Below are 17,084 nucleotides of genomic sequence, written 5' to 3' on the forward strand. Positions count from 1 at the left end.
AATAGGGGAAATTCTCAGTCGCGCACCCCTTGCACGCATGTCAGCTCTGGACGGCATCGAACCCCGCCTGCATGTCGACGATGCCCCAGAACGGCATCGCATTGGATATATCCAGCAGAACCGAGTCATAACGGCGGTCCAGCGGAATCAGCTCATGCAACGGGTCTCCGGACGAGATCCCGAACGAGAGAAGATAATGTCCGGCATTGAGCGTCAACGGCACGGTGAAGCGATAGATCGCGATCTCTCCTGCCCGCCCCACCAACCGCTCGCGCCCTTTGGACGATAGAAACGAGTTTGTGCCGTAAAGAAAGATGCCTTCCAGGGTCTTGATGAGCAGACCCGGCACGATGCTGTCGACATCCGCGTCGAACTGGACCTTGATCATGATATCGATAACGTCGCCACTGACCAGTTGTGCAGGAAATACTTCCTCGTCACGCGTGATCGCGAAGTCGATTATCCTGGCACCGCCCTCTCCCCACCGATGCTCGCCCTTGTTGTAATAGGGACGCAGGTGGTAAGCATCGATTGCCTCCTGATCCAGCGCACGGGTCACGGCAGAGGGTTCGGCGTCAGCCTTTCCGCTTATCGCTTTGGCGTTGCGCTTCTTCCCGAACAATTCATCCAGATAGAGGTTGGATACTTCACGCGATGGTCCATCGGCAAACACACCACCATCCTTGATGAAAATCGCTCGCTCACAGTGCTTAACAATGTCACCGATCGCGTGACTTACGAGGATCAACGTGGCTCCCTGCTCCTTGAACTCCTGGATGCGCTTGAAGCATTTGGCCTGAAAGTAAGCGTCGCCCACCGACAGCGCCTCGTCCACGATGAGGATATCGGGGCGAAATGCGGTCGCCACAGCAAACGCCACCCGCACTTGCATGCCACTGGAGTAGGTGCGGACAGGTTCGTCAAAATATTCGCCGATCTCAGCGAACTCCTGGATCAACGGTATCGCTGCTTCGATTTGCTCCTGCGCATAACCCATCAGACCCGCAGAATGGTAGGCATTCTGACGCCCGGTCAGATCGGGATTGAACCCCATGCCCAATTCCAGGATCGCGGCAATCCGGCCACGCCGGTGCACCTGACCTTCGGTCGGTTGTGTCGTCCCAGTGATCAACTTCAGCAGAGTGCTCTTACCGGCACCGTTGCGTCCAACCACGCCAACCGATTCACCCGGCCCGATCGAGAACGAGACGTCGCGCAGGATCCAATGCTCTTCGCGTGGCTTGGCCGAGAGTCCGAACCAGGTAGCCATACGCAACCATTCGCTCCCCCATACGCGATAGGACTTGCCAACGCCGTCAACATGCAACTCGCCGCTCATAGTGCATCCGCCATTTCGGCACTCGCCCGTCGGAACATTACGAGTGAAACAAAGGCCAACACGGCAGTAGCCACGATCATCCAAGCCAGATCGGCCCAAAGCGGCGGCGTGTCATAGAGCAGCACGTTCTGATAACTGGTTACCAGCGGATAGAGCGGATTGAACTGGAACCAATGCCGGACGCCTTCGGGGAATATCTGGATGTTGTATACGATCGGAGTGAACCAGAAGAGGGCCTGTAACACGACTGGAACGACCTGACTGATATCACGCATGAAAACGTTCATCACCCCCAACAGCAATCCCACCGACATGGCAAAACACAATGTGAGCAGAATCAGTAACGGAAGCCAGAGAGCCTGTATCTGAGGAAAGTGCCCGAGCACCGCAAACACCACGAAGATCGCGACCAGCAACAGGACGTTGTTGACGAGCATCGCTCCACCGGCGATGAAAGGCAGGCAGATCCTCGGGAACGCGACCTTCTTCATGAGATTGCCGTTGTCCACGAACAACCCAACACATTTGAAGATGGTCTCCGAAAACAGACTCCAACACAGCGTGCCCGACATCAGGTACAGCGCATAAGCGTATTTGCTGTTGACCCCCGGAAGCTTGGCCGACAGTACTTCGGACAGGATCGTCGCGAAGATCAGCACCTGCATCATCGGATGAATGATCATCCATAGGGCACCAAGCTTGCTCCTAACGAACCTGGCCCGCAGTTCGTTGTTGATCGATGACAAGATGAAGTGGCGATATGCCCATAGGGCCCGAAACATGTCTTTCATGCAGGAAGGTTCCCGGGGGCGGAGCCGATGGCCGCATATCCACTAACTAAAACGGGACGCAGACACCGAGCGTATCGGCGCAGCCAAAGCGACATGCGGGCAAACCCCATCCAAATACGAAGAGCGGTATCAAACACTGACGTGATTGCTCCGGACGCAGACAGGCATGTCGTCGCCCCTCATCCAGCAAGCGCCAACTGCAGATCGGTGCGCAGGTCTTCGATCGCCTCAACCCCCACACTCAACCGCACCAGCGCATCGCTGATACCGAGCTTCTCGCGCCGCTCCACTGGCACCGAGGCGTGGGTCATGACGGCAGGATGGTTGACCAGGCTCTCCACGCCGCCAAGCGATTCGGCCAGGGTGAATAGTTCGGTGCGCTCGCAGAAGCGTTTGGCCGCTTCGAAGCCGCCCTTGAGGACGATCGAGACGATGCCGCCGAAGCCGTTCATCTGGTGCTTTGCCAACTCGTGCTGCGGGTGCGAGGCCAGGCCCGGGTAGATCACCTTCTCGATCGCCGGATGCGTCTCCAGCCACTGTGCCAGTGCCAGCGCGTTCTCGCAGTGCGCGCGCATGCGCAGCGGCAACGTCTTCAGTCCACGCAGGGCGAGGAAGCTGTCGAATGGCCCTTGCACGCCGCCGATCGAGTTCTGCAGGAATGCCATGCGCTCGGCCAGGTCGGTGTCGTGGCCGACCACCGCGATGCCGCCGACCATGTCGGAGTGGCCGTTGAGGTACTTGGTTGCCGAGTGCACGACGATGTCCGCGCCCAGTTCGAGCGGACGCTGCAGCATCGGCGAGGCGAAGGTGTTGTCGACCACGACGATCAGCCCGTGCTTGCGTGCGATCGTCACAACGGCGGCGGTGTCGACGATCTTGAGCATCGGGTTGGTCGGGGTCTCGATCCAGACCATGCGGGTTTCGGGCGTGATCGCCGCCTCGAACGCATTCAGGTCGGTCAGATCGACGAAGCTGAAATCCAGGCCGGCGCTGCGTCGGCGCACGCGCTCGAACAGGCGGTAGCTGCCGCCATACAGGTCGTCCATCGCGATGACGTGGTCGCCACTGTCCAGCAGCTCGATCACCGTGGAGGTCGCGGCCATGCCTGAAGCGAAGGCGTAGCCGCGGGTACCGCCTTCCAGCGCTGCCACGCAGCGCTCATAGGCGAAACGCGTGGGATTGTGGGTACGCGAGTACTCAAAGCCCTGGTGCTCGCCCGGGCTCGACTGGGCATAGGTCGATGTCGCATAGATCGGCGGCATCACCGCGCCGGTGCTGGGGTCAGGCGATTGCCCGCCATGGATCGCCAGCGTGGCGAGCGAGAGCTCGCGGGCGCCATCCGGGGCGCTTTCATTACTGTCGGACATCGGGGGAACTCCCGGCAAAGTCACAAAGTGTATCAAGCCATGGCCACCTGTTTGTGCGACGCGGCATGACACAAATGGCCGTCCGCATCGCCATTCGGGCGGGTCACTGCACGCGGCGGCGCAGGTAGTTGAGCAGGTCGATACGGGTGATCAGGCCCTGGAACTGCTTGCCGTCCATCACGATCGCGACCTGGCCGCGGTCGAATACCGGCAGCAGCGCCTCGATCGGCGACTTGACGTCCAGCCGGTCCAGTTTGCTGACCATCGCGGTCGATACCGGATCGCGGAAACGCGCTTCGTCGCCATACACATGCAGCAGCACGTCGCTCTCGTCGACGATGCCGACCAGCTCGCCGCCATCGATCACCGGCAGCTGCGAGACGTCGTACAGCTTCATGCGCTGGTAGGCGGTGGTCAGCAGGTCGTTGGGGCCGACCACGACGGTGTCGCGCTGGCTGTACGGGCGCAGGATCAGGTCACGCAGGTCGCCGTACTGCGGGCGCTCCAGGAAGCCGTTGTCCAGCATCCAGTAGTCGTTGTACATCTTCGACAGGTATTTGTTGCCGGTATCGCAGACCAGCACCAGCACCTTCTTGGGCGTGGTCTGCTCACGGCAATACTTCAACGCGGCGGCCAGCAGCGTGCCGGTGGACGAGCCCGCCAGGATGCCTTCCCTGGACAGCAGCTCGCGTGCGGTGTGGAAGCTCTCCGCGTCGCTGATCGCATAGGCCTTCTTGACCCGGCTGAAGTCCGAGATCGGCGGCAGGAAGTCCTCGCCGATGCCCTCGACCAGCCAGCTGCCGGACTTGTCGTTCAGGCGGCCGTCGTTGATGTATTCGGCGAGGATGGAGCCGACCGGATCGGCCAGCACCAGTTCGGTGCCGGGCGAGGCCTTGGCGAAGGCGCGCGACAGGCCGGTCATCGTGCCGGAGCTGCCGCAGCCGAACACGATGGCGTCGAGCTGGCCGTCCATCTGCCGCAGGATCTCCGGGCCGGTGCCGAACTCGTGCGCGGCCGGGTTGTCCGGGTTGCCGAACTGGTTGATGAAGTAGGCACCGGGGGTGTCGGCGGCGATCTTCGCGGCCAGGTCCTGGTAATACTCCGGGTGCCCCTTGGCCACGTCCGAGCGGGTCAGCACGACCTCGGCACCCATCGCCTTGAGATTGAAGATCTTCTCGCGGCTCATCTTGTCCGGCACCACCAGGATCAGCCGGTAGCCCTTCTGTTGTGCGACCAGCGCCAGGCCGAGCCCGGTATTGCCGGCGGTACCCTCGACCAGCGTAGCGCCGGGAGCGATGTCACCGCGCTTCTCGGCCGCCTCGATCATCGACAGGCCGATCCGGTCCTTGATCGAGCCTCCGGGGTTGGCGCTCTCCAGCTTGAGATAGAGCTCGCAGACGCCGGTGTCGAGATGCTGCGCCTTGATGATCGGCGTTTCGCCAATCAGCTCAAGGACCGAGTAGTGGATTGCCATGGGTACCTGGGGTTCGCGGTGACTGAGTGCGCCATTATCCGACGAACGCAGCACTAATAGCCCATCTGTACATTCGACCCGGCGTGGATGTGGCAGGTCCACAACTGCGATACGCGGGCTACCGCAGCGGATCCGCCCTTGGAATTCATTTATATGAACACCCCTCTACCGCGCGGGGTTCCCTCAAAAGGCGACGCGGACGGTGGCTGGCCGACGAGGAGGCCGCCACCGCCCGCGACGGTGAACTTTATGAATTTTCGAGAGCGGCTCAGTGCGTCATCTGGTCGTACATGCGGGTGAGCTTTTCCTTGGCACGCAGTTTCTCGCGCTTCATCTGCCCCAGCGTCACGTCATCGATGGGAAGCACCCTGAGTTCGGCATCCATGCATTTCTTGTCCAGAAACTTGTGGCGTTGATAGAGCTGCTTGAACTCCGGATCAGCCTTGATCAAAGCATCGATTTCGGACTGCGGTTGCCCTTCGAACATTGGCGTTGCCTCCTTCAGCTGGAAACAAGAACGCCCCGGCCGTTACGGCACGGGGCGCTGCTTGGATGGGAGGGCACGAGCGGCGGCATGCCAAACCAGGAACACCGCGCGGAATCACAACCTCCACGGGTCTCGTTCTCTGGTGCGTGCCACTGCTTCATCAGCCCGGCCCTCCGTTCGTTCCAGGCGACCGGTCTGCCACCTGGGTAACAGACGCTACGCCGCTCCCGACGTCCCGGCAATAGTCCAGCGCACACTTTCCTCATCGACCGCGCATTCATCGCGACCGGGCATGCCCGGCCACCATGACAATGCTAAAAATCAATTAAGAATCAGTAAATTAGCGTTATGGAGCGACGACCACTTCAGCCGATCGCCCCTTGCCAGCAGCGCCCTTGCCGGCACTGACCTGCAACCGGCTGGCACTCACGCCGGCGGCCACCAGGGCATCCCTCAACGCCTCGGCACGCTTCTGCGCAGCCGCTGCGTCACCGGCATAGCCGACGATGCTGACCCGGCCCTTCTTGCCGATCTGCAGGTAGTCCGCCAGTGCCTTGGCCTGGCCGCCGCCATCACTGGACAACGTGGCGTTGCCGCCATCGAATGCGCTGGCGGCAACCGCAAACACCTCGCCACGCGCATCGAACTTCGACGGCGGCAACTTGGCACCTGAGGTCAGCTCGGCTTCCTCGCGGGCAAGCTGGGCCGCCTTCTGCTGGGCCGCACTCAACTTGGCGGTCTGCTTGCTGGCGACGCTGCTGAGCGCCTGCTCGGCATCCTGGCGGGCCAGCATCTCGGCCTCGGCCTGTTGCCGCAGCTGATCGGCTTCCTCGGCCTGCATCTGCGACTGCATGCGCAGGCGCTCGGCCTCCTGGCGCGCACGCGCGGCTTCGCGGCGGCTGGCCTCGATCAGCAGTTCGCTGCGGGTGCCCTCCACCTGCTCCAGCTGGCGCCGGGCAGCGGCGGCACGGGCGGCGGTCTCGGCGATTTCGACCCGGCGATCGGCCAGAAAGCGCATCTCGTCACGATCGCGGCGTTTGGCCTCGGCGAATGCGCCGATCGCCTGCTGGGCCTGCAACCGCTCAAAACGGGCGACGTCGGCAGTCTGCGGGTTGGCCTGCAGCGCGCTGAGCCGGTTCGACAGGGCGATCACTTCCGGGTCGTCCTTGGCCAGGGCCAGCAGCGGCATCGCCAACAGGCCGGCCACCAGGAAACAGCGGAGCTTCTTCATCAGTTGCCCTCCGCATTCAAGCTGCTCTGCAACCTGGCCACCTCGGCGCGGCGCTGTTCGAGCTGGGCCTGGGCCACGGCTTCCTCGCTGCGGGCGCGGGCCAGATCGGCGTCGGCAGCCGCACGCAGTGCCAGCTGGGGCGCCTGCTTGCGCTCGCGCCGATCCAGGGCAGCCTGCTGGGCCTGCATCAGTTCCTGCCGGGCCAGATTCACCAGGTCCGGCGCGTACTGGTCGGCGTCGGCCTGGGTGGCCTGCTGCACGGCCTGCTCCGCGGATGAGAGTTCCGGCAGCGCAACTTGCGCGAAAGCCGGTGCGGAGAGTGCGAATGCGCAGGCGATCACATACAGGGATCGCGGCATTTGTGCGAAGCTAGCCGTCATAGGGGAGCCGTAGCGAGTAAATCGATCGCGGCCATTGTCGGAAGCCTGCGGCGCGCTTGCAACGGGACGCGGCAGTTCGTTGGGGAAACATTGCGCATGGATATCGGCTATTTCCTGAAGCTGATGACCGAAAAGAAGGCCTCGGACATGTTCTTGACCACCGGAGCTCCGGTGTACATCAAGATCGAGGGCAAGCTGTATCCGCTTGGCAACACCGGCCTGCCGCCGGGGATGGTCAAGAAGATCGCTTACTCCCTGATGGACGAGGGCCAGGTACCGCAGTTCGAACGCGACCTGGAACTTAACATGGCCATCGCCCTTCCCGACGCCGGGCGTTTCCGCGTCAACGTGTTCAAGCAGCGCGGCGAGGTCGGCATGGTGATCCGTGCGATCCGCAGCAAGATTCCCAGCATCGAGGAGCTCAACCTCCCGCAGGTGCTGAAGGACATCATCATGACCCCGCGCGGGCTGGTGCTGGTGGTCGGCTCGACCGGCTCGGGCAAGTCCACCTCGCTGGCGTCGATGATCGACCACCGCAACAGCACCACGACCGGGCACATCCTCACCATCGAGGATCCGATCGAGTACCTGCACAAGCACAAGATGTCGATCGTCAACCAGCGCGAGGTCGGCCTGGACACCCACGCCTTCCACAACGCGCTGAAGAACGCGATGCGCGAGGCGCCGGACGTGATCCTGATCGGCGAGATCCTGGATGCGGAGACGATGGAGGCGGCGATCGCCTTCGCCGAGACCGGCCACCTGTGCCTGGCCACGCTGCATTCCAACAACGCCGACCAGACCATCGAGCGCATCCTCAACTTCTTCCCCGAGAGCGCGCACAAGAACGTGCTGATGAACCTGGCGCTGAACCTGCGCGCGGTGGTTTCGCTGCGTCTGGTCAAGGGCACGGAAGGGCGCCGCCGGCCAGCCGCCGAGGTACTGCTCAATACGCCGATGATCCGCGACCTGCTGCGACGCGGGCAGGTGCACGAGATCAAGCAGGCGATGGAGGAATCGCTGGAGGAAGGCATGGAAACCTTCGACCAGTGCCTGTTCCGCATGACCAAGACCGGTCAGATCGAGCAGGAGGAGGCGCTGCGCGCGGCCGATTCGCGTGATGGCCTGGCGTTGAAGTTCCGCCTGTCCGAAGGCTCGACCGGCGAGCATGACCCGTATGCCGACTATGAAAGTGTTGGCGCACCGAAGATCAGCCAGGGTTTTCTTTGAGTTAACACCGGCCCGTAGGAGCGGCTTCAGCCGCGATGGGGCTTTCAAGCAGATCCCTCTGCAAGAGCCCGCACATCCATGTACGGGGGGTCAAAAGGGACAGCCCCATCGCGGCTGAAGCCGCTCCTACGTGGGCTAGGCCGCGTCCGGCTGGTTCTCGGGACGGGCTCGATCGAAGGCCCCCAGCGCCTGGCAGGCGGCTTCGATGCGCAGGATCGCCGGGTATGCGGACAGATCCACGCCAAAACGCCGGGCGTTGTAGAGCTGGGGCAGCAAGCAACAGTCGGCCAGACCGGGCAGGTCGCCGTGGCAGAAGCGCCCTTCCGGGCCGGTCTGCAGCAACTGCTCCAGTGCGTCAAAGCCGCCGCGCATCCAATGAGTCATCCAGGCCTCGCGGCGCGGTGGATCGATCTGCCATTCGCGCTCGAAGTACTGCACTACCCGCAGGTTGTTGAGCGGATGCACATCGCAGGCGAGCAGTTGTGCCAGCGCGCGTACCCGGGCGCGTCCGACCGGATCGGCCGGCAGCAGCGGCGGGGCCGGCCAGGTTTCGTCGAGGTATTCGAGGATCGCCAGCGACTGGGTCAGAACGTGGCCGTCGTGGCGCAGCGCCGGCACCAGTTGCTGGGGATTGAGCCGCGCATAGTCCGGTGCATGTTGCTCGCCGCCATCGCGCAGCAGATGCACCGGCACCAGCGTGTACGCCAGTCCCTTGAGGTTCAGGCCGATGCGCACGCGATAGGCGGCGCTGGAGCGCCAGTAGGAGAACAGTTCCAGCGTCGCGGTCATCGATGCTGCTCCGCTCAGGCGGCCGATGCGCGCTCGATGCGCTGCTCGATCGCGCCGAAGATGCTGGCGCCGTCGCGGTCGAGCATCTCGATCCGCACCACATCGCCAAACGACATGAACGGCGTGCTCGGCTTGCCATCGCGCAGCGTCTCGACCACGCGCTGCTCGGCGAAACAGGAGGCGCCACGCGAGGTGTCATGGTTGGCGATGGTGCCGGAGCCGACGATCGTGCCGGCGCTCAGCGGCCGGGTCCTGGCGGCGTGCGCGATCAGTTGTGCGAAATCGAACTGCATGTCCTCGCCGGCTTCAGGCGCGCCGAACCAGGCGCCGTTGACGTGGGTCAGCAGCGGCAGGTGCAGCTTGCTGTCGCGCCAGGCATCGCCCAGCTCATCGGGGGTGACGAACACCGGCGACAGCGCCGAGCGCGGCTTGGACTGCAGGAAGCCGAAGCCCTTGGCCAGCTCGGCCGGGATCAGGTTGCGCAGCGAGACGTCGTTGACCAGCCCGACCAGTTGGATACGCGCGGCGGCCTGCTGCGGCGATACCGCCATCGGTACGTCGTCGGTGATCACGACGATCTCCGCCTCCAGATCGATGCCGTAGTCCTCGCTCGGCACCTGCACCGGATCGCGCGGGCCGTAGAAACCGGCGCTGGTGGCCTGGTACATCAGCGGGTCGCTGTAGAAGCTGGCCGGCACTTCGGCGCCGCGGGCGCGTCGGACCCGCTCCACGTGCGGCAGGTAGGCGCTGCCGTCGACAAACTCGTAGGCACGCGGCAATGGCGCGGCGAGTGCGGCGGCGTCCAGTTCGAAGGCGCCTTCGGCGTGGCCGGCCTGCAGCGCGGCGAACCGCTTCTCGAGCTGCGGCGCCAGCTGATCCCACTGCTCCAGCGCCTGCTGCAGCGTCGCGGCGATGCCGGTGGCCCGCACTGCGCGGGTGAGATCGCGCGAGACCACCACCAGGGTGCCGTCACGACCGCCTTCCTTCAACGAACCCAGCTTCATCGATCCACCCTTATTGGCATGAGCACCTGGCACGAGCACCCGGCATGAACACCCGATTGTACGACCGGCCCGCCCACATTGTTTCAGATGAAACATGATGTACATCAGGCCCGCTCGCATCCCCAGGCTAAACAAGCGCTTGCGGCGCCAGCAGGCCCGTTCAGGAATGTCCTTTTGTGCATCGCCACAAAGTTCGTTATAGTTCGCCAGTCTGCAAGCGGCCGTCCGTTTCCCTTTGGGACCGCCGGCGTGTAGGGACTCTCTCCCGCTCGCCCGCCCCACCCGACGCCTTTCGTTCATGCATACCGGTCACGCCTGCTGGCGCTGGCTGCCATCGATCCTCGCAGCGCGGTTCACGGGAACGCTCCGAGACGCCCACGCCTTTCGCGTACTGGCCCATGGCCTGCGCGGGGCACACCGGAGTTATCCAATGTCATTTGAATCACTGGGCCTCGCGCCCTTCCTGCTGCGTGCGCTTGCCGAACAGGGCTACGAGACCCCCACCCCGATCCAGCAGCAGGCGATCCCGCTGGTGCTGGAAGGCCACGACCTGCTGGCCGGCGCGCAGACCGGTACCGGCAAGACCGCTGCGTTCGGCCTGCCGTTGCTGCAGCACCTGGGCACTTCGCCGCAGGCGGTCAACGGCCCGCGCAAGCCGCGCGCGCTGATCCTGACCCCGACCCGCGAGCTGGCCACCCAGGTCCACGACAGCCTGCGCGGTTACAGCAAGTACCTGCGCATCCCCAGCGCGGTGATCTACGGCGGCGTCGGCATGGGCAACCAGCTGGACGCACTGCGTCGTGGCGTGGACCTGCTGATCGCCTGCCCGGGCCGCTTGATCGACCACATGGAGCGCCGCAGCGTGGACCTGTCCGGGATCGAGGTACTGATCCTGGACGAGGCCGACCGCATGCTCGACATGGGCTTCTTGCCCTCGATCAAGCGCATCCTGGCCAAGCTGCCGCGCCAGAACCGCCAGACCCTGCTGTTCTCGGCGACCTTCCCGGATTCGATCAAGCAGTTGGCGATGGAGTTCATGCGCCAGCCGCGTGAAGTGATGGTCGCCGCACAGAACACCGTGGCCGAAACCATCACCCATCGCGTGCACCCGGTCGATGGCGGCCGCAAGCGCGATCTGCTGCTGCACCTGCTGGCGCAGGACTCGCGCATGCAGACGCTGGTGTTCGCCCGCACCAAGCACGGCAGCGACAAGCTGGCCACGTTCCTAGAGAAGTCCGGCATCAAGACCGCGGCGATCCACGGCAACAAGAGCCAGGGCCAGCGCCTGCGCGCGCTGAGCGACTTCAAGGCCGGCCGGGTGACCGTGCTGGTGGCCACCGACATCGCCGCGCGCGGTATCGACATCAACGAGCTGCCGAAGGTCATCAACTACGACCTGCCGATGGTCGCCGAGGACTACGTGCACCGGATCGGCCGTACGGGCCGTAATGGCTCCACCGGCGAAGCGGTTTCGCTGGTCGCGCAGGACGAGGCCAAGCTGCTGCGCGCGATCGTGCGCATGCTCGACCGCGACGTCGAGATCCGTGACGTGCCGGGCTACGAGCCGCAGGTGCCGATCCGCTGGGGCAACAGCGCTCCGGGCAAGGCCGAGCAGCCGAGTGGGCAGCGTCCGCCGCGCAAGGCGCAGCATGCACGTCGTCCGCACGGCGATGCACCGCGTCATGCGCATGCAGGCGCGGCGCGTCCGGCCGGTGGCAATGGACCGGGTGGCGCACGCCGTCAGGGCCAGGGTCAAGGCCAGGGCGATCGTCGGCGTGGTGGTGGCGGTGGGCAGCGTCCGAGCGCTGGCCGGTAAAGCCTCTGCTGGAAGCGCCTTCGTGTATCGCGAAGGCGCTCAGTCATCCGCCGGGGTGGGGATGACACGAGATATCGATTGATCTGTAGGAGCGGCTTCAGCCGCGATGGGGCGTGCATGCAGATCCTTCTGCAAATGCCCGCACATCCATGTGCGGGGATTCAGATGGGAACGCCCCATCGCGGCTGACGCCGCTCCTACAGTGTTTCCGGGCCTTGGTTAGCCGCCGACCAGGGCGGTGTTGCGCTCCACCTCGGCGCGATAGGCATCCAGCACGGCCGCGGTGCGGCCGATGTAGCGGCGCAGGTCATCCCAGCGCTGGTCTTCCAGGGCTTCGCGCACGCCCGGCAAGGTCTTCACTTCATAGCCGGTGGCCAGACCCGGTGCGTAGATCAGGTTGCGGTACCACGGCCGACCCGGCAGCCCTTCCTTGGCCAACAAGGTCTGATCGAGCTGCTGCAGCGAGGCATTGAGTTTGTGCCGCCTGGCGGCGTCCAGACTCGCGCCGTGCGCGGCCAGCGCCTGGTCATAGCGCTTGCTGCTCGCCTGCAATCGCGTCACGGCCTGCTCCAGCGGCGCGAAATCGATCGCCGGCACGTCCGCCTTGAGCGCCGGCGGCTGCAACGGACGATTGGGATTGTCGGCAGCACGGTAGGCACCGCTGCGAACCAGTTCGGCCCGGGTCTTGGCCGACGTGCGGTCGTTGTCGGCCTGCTGCTTCAGCTCCTTCACCCATCCATCCACCGCATCGGCGAAGTCACCGGGCCGCTGTGGCAGCACGGGCGCGTTCGCCACCCGCAGCACCGCGCGTCCGGCGGTCTGCGCCAACAACGGCAGGTACTCGAACTTGGGATCGATGTAGCGCGCGTAGTAGTCGTAGGAATCGTAGAGCGAGTGGTACACGCCGCGACCATCGCCCTGCCCGCCGTAGCCCAGGTCGAGCGTCGCCAATCCGAGATGCTGCAGGAACGGGCTGTAGTCGCTGCCCGAACCCAAGGCCTTGATCGGCAGGTCCTCGCCGGCCGCGGCCTTCCTGGCGATGTCCTTCTGCGCGGGCTTGGCGTTGGGTCCCAGCGCGTCCAGCTGCGCGCGTGCGCGTTGGCGGTCGAGCACCGTGACGCCGGTATCCGGATCGCGCAGATCGGCCGCCACACCGTTGATCAGCCGTTGCAGCCCATGACTGCCGCCCGCGTTGAGGAAGCCGCGGCCATTGCCGTCGGAATTGACGTACAGCACCGCCTTGCGTTGCAGCTCATCGGCGTGTTGCTCGGCCCATTCGGTGGAACCTAGCAGACCGGCCTCTTCACCATCCCAGCTGGCGTACACCAGCGTGCGCTTCGGCCGCTGCCCTTGCTTGGCCAGTTCACCGATCGCCTTGGCCTCGGCCAGCAACGCGGTGGTGCCCGACAGCGGATCGGCCGCGCCGAACACCCAGGCATCGCGGTGATTGCCGCGCACCACCCATTGATCCGGATACTCGCTGCCGGGCAAGGTTGCGATCACGTTGTAGATCGTCTTGCGGCCCCAGTCGGCATCGACCTTGAGGTGCACCTGCGCAGCACCATCGCCGCCGATGCGGTAGGTGATCGGCAACGCGCCGCGCCAGTCCTCCGGTGCCACCGGTCCGCGCAGTGCGGCCAACAGCGGTTGCGCATCGCCCCAGCTGATCGGCAGGGTCGGGATCTTGAGGATGCTGCCGGCCTCCTCGATCTTCAGGCGTTTGGCGCCGGCGGTCGCACCCACGCCCGGCGTCAGCGGATCGCCGGGATAGATCGCGAAGTTCGCCACCGAGCCGCGCTGCACACTCCACTGGTTGCGCGCCGGCCCATCGGGATAGGCCACGTCCTGGTAGAAGCCGTCATCGCGCGGATCGGAATAGATGATCGCGCCGATCGCGCCGTGCTCCTGCGCCAGACGCGGCTTCAATCCGCGCCAGCCTTTGCCGTAGCGGGCGATGACGATCTTGCCGCGTACGTCCACGCCGTTGCGCGCCAGCGCCTCGTAGTCCTCGGCGATGCCGTAGTTGACGTAGACCAGATCGGCGGTGACATCACCATTGCCGGCGTAGATCACGTAGGGCGGCAACACGTTCTCGGTCTGCGTCGAGGTGGCATCGCCCGGCAGCGGTGGCTCCTTCAACTTCGCCACGTAGGGATGTGCACCGAGCAGCTCCAGCGCGGAGGACTTCGGCGAAGGCCACAGCACCTCGAAGGTCTCGATGCGCGCGTCCCAGCCGTATTCGCGGAAGCGCGCCTGGATGTCGCGGGCATTCTCCAGGTTGTGCGGCGCGCCGACCTGATTGGGCTTGGACGACCACTGCTTCAGCCAGCCGGCGTAGTCGGCCTCTTTCACCAGGCTGTCGAAACGCGCCTCCAGCGCGCGCTGGGCCTCGGCCGAGGTGGCGTCGTAGCCCGGCAGCGGTGCGGTGCTCTGCGCGGCCGCCAATGCGGGAACCAGGGACAGCGCCAGCAGCAGCGCGCGGGGAACAGGCGTCATCGGGATGCTCCTTGAAGAATGGGCGGGATCAGAAGCGGTAGTCGAAGCCGAGCGTGAAGTAGCGCCCGCGCAGGTCGTACTGGGTGAAATCGTACGGTGCGCGGATGCCGGGGAAGGATGCGTCGTACGGCGGCTGCTCATTGGCCACGTTCTCGATCTTGGCATACAGATTCCAGCGTTCGAAACCGTTGTAGCCCAGGTACAGATCGAACTGGTTGTACGCATCCACCCGCGACTGCACCGCCGCAGCCGCAGCGCTGGCCTTCTGGTCGTAGCCACCCGTGTAGTACCAGCTGATCGCGGTGGTAAAGCCGCGCCAGTTCCAGTCCAGCGTGGTGGTGGCCTTGTTGCGCGGCAACGAGACACCGAGCAGGTTGCCGCCGGCGTAGTCCACCAGCGGTCCGCCAACGGTGCCCGGGCGACGGTAGTCGCGTACGTGGGTGTAGGCGCTGGAGATGCCGAAATCGCCGATGCCATCGGTGCGCCAGCGCTGGCCCAGTTCGACGTCGAAGCCGGACGTGGTCAGCTCACTGAGGTTCTGGTAGCGGTTGTAGACCGCCACCAGCTTGCCGCGCGCATCGCGGATCACATCGTTCGGATCGTTGTTCTGCACGATCGTGGTGCTGTTGCCGGTACCGATCAGGTTGCTCAGCTCGATCTTGTACCAGTCCACGCTCAGGCTGGTGTCGGACCATGGCGAGAGCACCACGCCGAAGTTGTAGCTGCGGGTGCGCTCCGGGCTCAGGTTGGTGTTGCCGACGGTGAAGAAGGTCGGGCTCTGGCGCGAACCGGGCACGTCCGGGTCGTATGGATCGACCACGGTGCCGTAGGAGATGTTGGTGCTGGCCGAGTTCTCCGACAGCGACGGCGCGCGGAATCCGCGCGAGGCCGCTGCACGCACCAGCAGCGTGTCGAACGGCTGCCAGCGCAGGCTGGCCTTCGGCGAGAACGCATTGCCGAAATCGCTGTAGTGGTCGCCGCGACCTGCCAGTTGCAGTTCCAGCGAGGGCAGCAGCGGCACGTTGAATTCGGCATACAACGCCGAGACCTTGCGCTCACCATCGACCTCGGCGATCGCCGGGCGGATCTGCAGGCCGGCATCGATCTGCCAGGGATTGCGCGAGACCAGTTCCTCGCGCCGCCACTCGGCACCCGCAGCGAAGCCAACCTCGCCCGCCGGCAGCTCGAACAGATGCCCGGACACCTTGGCATCGACCCCGCTCAAGCTCGAACGCGCCCGCCGCAGCGTGCTCAGGTTGATCGCATCGAGCACCGATTGCGGCGTCGCCGAAGGATTCAACAGGTTGTAGCTGCCATCAGCCAGGGCATCGGCCAGCGCCCAGCGATTGGCGAAGCCGGCCACGACCCGTTCGTCCTCGACGCTGCGCGCAGTGAACGCCGCCGCTTCCCAGTCCCAGCGCTCGCCACTGCCGCGCACGCCACCGAGGAAGCGATAGGACTGCGAGTAGTTGATCTTCAGCGACTGGCCGAGGTTGAAGAAGGTGTACTCGATCGGCACCGCCACGCCATACGGGTTGTATGGACTCGATGCCGGCAACAGGTTGGAGACCGGCTCGGCCAGACCGGTATCGGCGTTGAGTGCGAAGCGGCCGCCTTCCAGCGTGAAGTACGGGCTGGAACCGAAGATCGACGTGCCCTTGATCTGGCTGTAAAGCCCCTCGCCGAACAGCTCGACGTTGTCGCTCAGGCGGAAGGTGCCGGTGGTATAGCCCTGATAGCGCTTGGTCGAAGGAATCAGCGTGGTGTACGGCGCCTGGTTGAAGGCGCAGGTGTTGCCGGCCAGGCCGTCGATCGGCGCGCTGGCGGTCAACACCGTGCCTTCGGGGCAATGGCCATTGGCATCGAGCATCGGCACCGACACGCCATTCACCAGATAACGCGCGCCCTTGGCCGACCAACCGTTCCAGCGACCGCCCGGCTGGTCGCTGTAGATGCCCGAGCGCGTGAGGCTGCGTTGATCCTGGTCGAGCCGGTCGCGGTTGTAGGCATCGAAGCTGAAAAGCACGTTGTAGCCGTCGCGCTCCAGATCGCCGATGCCACCAACGAACTTGGCGCGCTGCGTGTCCAGCCCGCCCTCATCGGAGGTGCCGCCGCTGATGCCCAGCTCGGCGCCCTGGAAGTTCTGCCGGGTGATGATGTTGACCACGCCCGCCACTGCATCCGAGCCGTACACCGCCGAGGCGCCATCCTTGAGCACCTCGATCCGCTCCACCGCCGCCAGCGGCAACGCATTGAGATTGACGAAGGTGTCGCCCAGTCCGTTGGCCGGGAAACCGTAGTTGGCCAGGCGCCGGCCGTTGAGCAGCACCAGTGTGTTCTTCTGCGACAGACCGCGCAGGCCGATGCCCGCCGAACCCGATGCCCAGCCGTTGTTGGTGGTCTCGTTGGTGGCGTTGCCGGTGTTGGCCGAGATCGAGCGCAGCATATCGGCCACGGTCTGCTTGCCCGATTGCTCCAGTTGCTGGCGCTCGATCACCTGCACCGGGTTCGGCCCTTCGCTGTCGCTGCGCTTGATGTTGGAGCCGGTGACGGTGACCGTCGCCAGCGTCTTGCCGGCGGCGCCGTCCTGCGCATGAGAGAGATTGGAGAGCAGCAGGAGCGGGATCGCGAGCGACAACAGATGGGGCTTGGGCAACGACACGTGCGGCATCCGTGAATG

The 17,084-nt window shown here is 64.7% G+C and carries 13 protein-coding genes; 2 read left to right on the plus strand and 11 right to left on the minus strand.

Annotated elements, in window-relative coordinates; all coding sequences use genetic code 11:
* Positions 1-40: 40 nt before the first annotated feature.
* From AC3WJE_RS02700 to AC3WJE_RS02730, 7 genes are all read right to left on the minus strand, one after another.
* On the minus strand, positions 41-1,339 hold the full coding sequence (locus AC3WJE_RS02700) for an ABC transporter ATP-binding protein (RefSeq protein ID WP_493729232.1): 1,299 nt from the start codon (positions 1,337-1,339) through the stop codon (positions 41-43).
* Complete coding sequence (locus tag AC3WJE_RS02705) at positions 1,336-2,130, minus strand: ABC transporter permease (protein ID WP_493729233.1); 795 nt, start codon at positions 2,128-2,130, stop codon at positions 1,336-1,338. Before AC3WJE_RS02705 ends, AC3WJE_RS02700 begins: the two co-directional genes overlap by 4 nt.
* A gap of 179 nt (positions 2,131-2,309) precedes the next feature.
* Complete coding sequence (locus tag AC3WJE_RS02710) at positions 2,310-3,497, minus strand: cystathionine gamma-synthase (RefSeq protein WP_493729234.1); 1,188 nt, start codon at positions 3,495-3,497, stop codon at positions 2,310-2,312.
* A 103-nt stretch (positions 3,498-3,600) separates the two neighbouring features.
* On the minus strand, positions 3,601-4,971 hold the full coding sequence (locus AC3WJE_RS02715) for a pyridoxal-phosphate dependent enzyme (RefSeq protein ID WP_493729235.1): 1,371 nt from the start codon (positions 4,969-4,971) through the stop codon (positions 3,601-3,603).
* Positions 4,972-5,239: 268 nt separating this feature from the next.
* Positions 5,240-5,458, minus strand: coding sequence for an HP1242/YdcH family protein (locus AC3WJE_RS02720; RefSeq protein WP_493729236.1), 219 nt, complete (start codon positions 5,456-5,458; stop codon positions 5,240-5,242).
* 346 nt (positions 5,459-5,804) lie between these two features.
* Positions 5,805-6,689, minus strand: coding sequence for a hypothetical protein (locus AC3WJE_RS02725; protein WP_493729237.1), 885 nt, complete (start codon positions 6,687-6,689; stop codon positions 5,805-5,807).
* The gene (locus tag AC3WJE_RS02730) at positions 6,689-7,048 is read right to left on the minus strand and encodes a DUF4398 domain-containing protein (protein ID WP_493729238.1); all 360 of its coding nucleotides are present in this window, start codon (positions 7,046-7,048) and stop codon (positions 6,689-6,691) included. Before AC3WJE_RS02730 ends, AC3WJE_RS02725 begins: the two co-directional genes overlap by 1 nt.
* 117 nt (positions 7,049-7,165) lie before the next feature.
* On the opposite strand from AC3WJE_RS02730, the gene AC3WJE_RS02735 reads away from it, so the two are divergent.
* Positions 7,166-8,299 carry a PilT/PilU family type 4a pilus ATPase gene (locus tag AC3WJE_RS02735; protein WP_493729239.1) on the plus strand — a complete coding sequence of 378 codons (1,134 nt, stop codon included), beginning with the start codon at positions 7,166-7,168 and terminating at the stop codon, positions 8,297-8,299.
* 135 nt (positions 8,300-8,434) lie between these two features.
* Here AC3WJE_RS02735 and maiA read toward each other — a convergent pair whose 3' ends face one another.
* Positions 8,435-9,088 (minus strand): maleylacetoacetate isomerase, encoded by a 654-nt coding sequence (gene maiA / locus AC3WJE_RS02740; RefSeq protein ID WP_493729240.1) that lies wholly within the window; start codon positions 9,086-9,088, stop codon positions 8,435-8,437.
* 14 nt (positions 9,089-9,102) lie between these two features.
* A complete protein-coding gene (locus tag AC3WJE_RS02745) occupies positions 9,103-10,092 on the minus strand; it encodes a fumarylacetoacetate hydrolase family protein (protein ID WP_493729241.1) in 990 nt (329 codons plus the stop codon).
* Between the two features lie 430 nt (positions 10,093-10,522).
* On the opposite strand from AC3WJE_RS02745, the gene AC3WJE_RS02750 reads away from it, so the two are divergent.
* Entirely contained in the window at positions 10,523-11,908 is a 1,386-nt protein-coding gene (locus AC3WJE_RS02750) for a DEAD/DEAH box helicase (RefSeq protein WP_493729242.1), read from the plus strand.
* Between the two features lie 219 nt (positions 11,909-12,127).
* Here AC3WJE_RS02750 and AC3WJE_RS02755 read toward each other — a convergent pair whose 3' ends face one another.
* Positions 12,128-14,404 (minus strand): transferrin receptor-like dimerization domain-containing protein, encoded by a 2,277-nt coding sequence (locus tag AC3WJE_RS02755; RefSeq protein ID WP_493729243.1) that lies wholly within the window; start codon positions 14,402-14,404, stop codon positions 12,128-12,130.
* Positions 14,405-14,432: 28 nt separating this feature from the next.
* Complete coding sequence (locus AC3WJE_RS02760; RefSeq protein WP_493729244.1) at positions 14,433-17,066, minus strand: TonB-dependent receptor; 2,634 nt, start codon at positions 17,064-17,066, stop codon at positions 14,433-14,435.
* Positions 17,067-17,084 lie beyond the last annotated feature (18 nt).

Source organism: Pseudomonas sp. GW821-FHT07E12 (assembly GCF_058986605.1).

Bases quoted from the DNA above. Each gene is read 5' to 3' on its own strand.
- AC3WJE_RS02705 (WP_493729233.1), bottom strand. From the start codon at position 2,130: ATGAAAGACATGTTTCGGGCCCTATGGGCATATCGCCACTTCATCTTG.
- AC3WJE_RS02750 (WP_493729242.1), top strand. From the start codon at position 10,523: ATGTCATTTGAATCACTGGGCCTCGCGCCCTTCCTGCTGCGTGCGCTT.
- AC3WJE_RS02725 (WP_493729237.1), bottom strand. From the start codon at position 6,689: ATGAAGAAGCTCCGCTGTTTCCTGGTGGCCGGCCTGTTGGCGATGCCG.
- AC3WJE_RS02700 (WP_493729232.1), bottom strand. From the start codon at position 1,339: ATGAGCGGCGAGTTGCATGTTGACGGCGTTGGCAAGTCCTATCGCGTA.
- maiA (WP_493729240.1), bottom strand. From the start codon at position 9,088: ATGACCGCGACGCTGGAACTGTTCTCCTACTGGCGCTCCAGCGCCGCC.
- AC3WJE_RS02710 (WP_493729234.1), bottom strand. From the start codon at position 3,497: ATGTCCGACAGTAATGAAAGCGCCCCGGATGGCGCCCGCGAGCTCTCG.
- AC3WJE_RS02735 (WP_493729239.1), top strand. From the start codon at position 7,166: ATGGATATCGGCTATTTCCTGAAGCTGATGACCGAAAAGAAGGCCTCG.
- AC3WJE_RS02730 (WP_493729238.1), bottom strand. From the start codon at position 7,048: ATGCCGCGATCCCTGTATGTGATCGCCTGCGCATTCGCACTCTCCGCA.
- AC3WJE_RS02745 (WP_493729241.1), bottom strand. From the start codon at position 10,092: ATGAAGCTGGGTTCGTTGAAGGAAGGCGGTCGTGACGGCACCCTGGTG.
- AC3WJE_RS02720 (WP_493729236.1), bottom strand. From the start codon at position 5,458: ATGTTCGAAGGGCAACCGCAGTCCGAAATCGATGCTTTGATCAAGGCT.
- AC3WJE_RS02715 (WP_493729235.1), bottom strand. From the start codon at position 4,971: ATGGCAATCCACTACTCGGTCCTTGAGCTGATTGGCGAAACGCCGATC.
- AC3WJE_RS02755 (WP_493729243.1), bottom strand. From the start codon at position 14,404: ATGACGCCTGTTCCCCGCGCGCTGCTGCTGGCGCTGTCCCTGGTTCCC.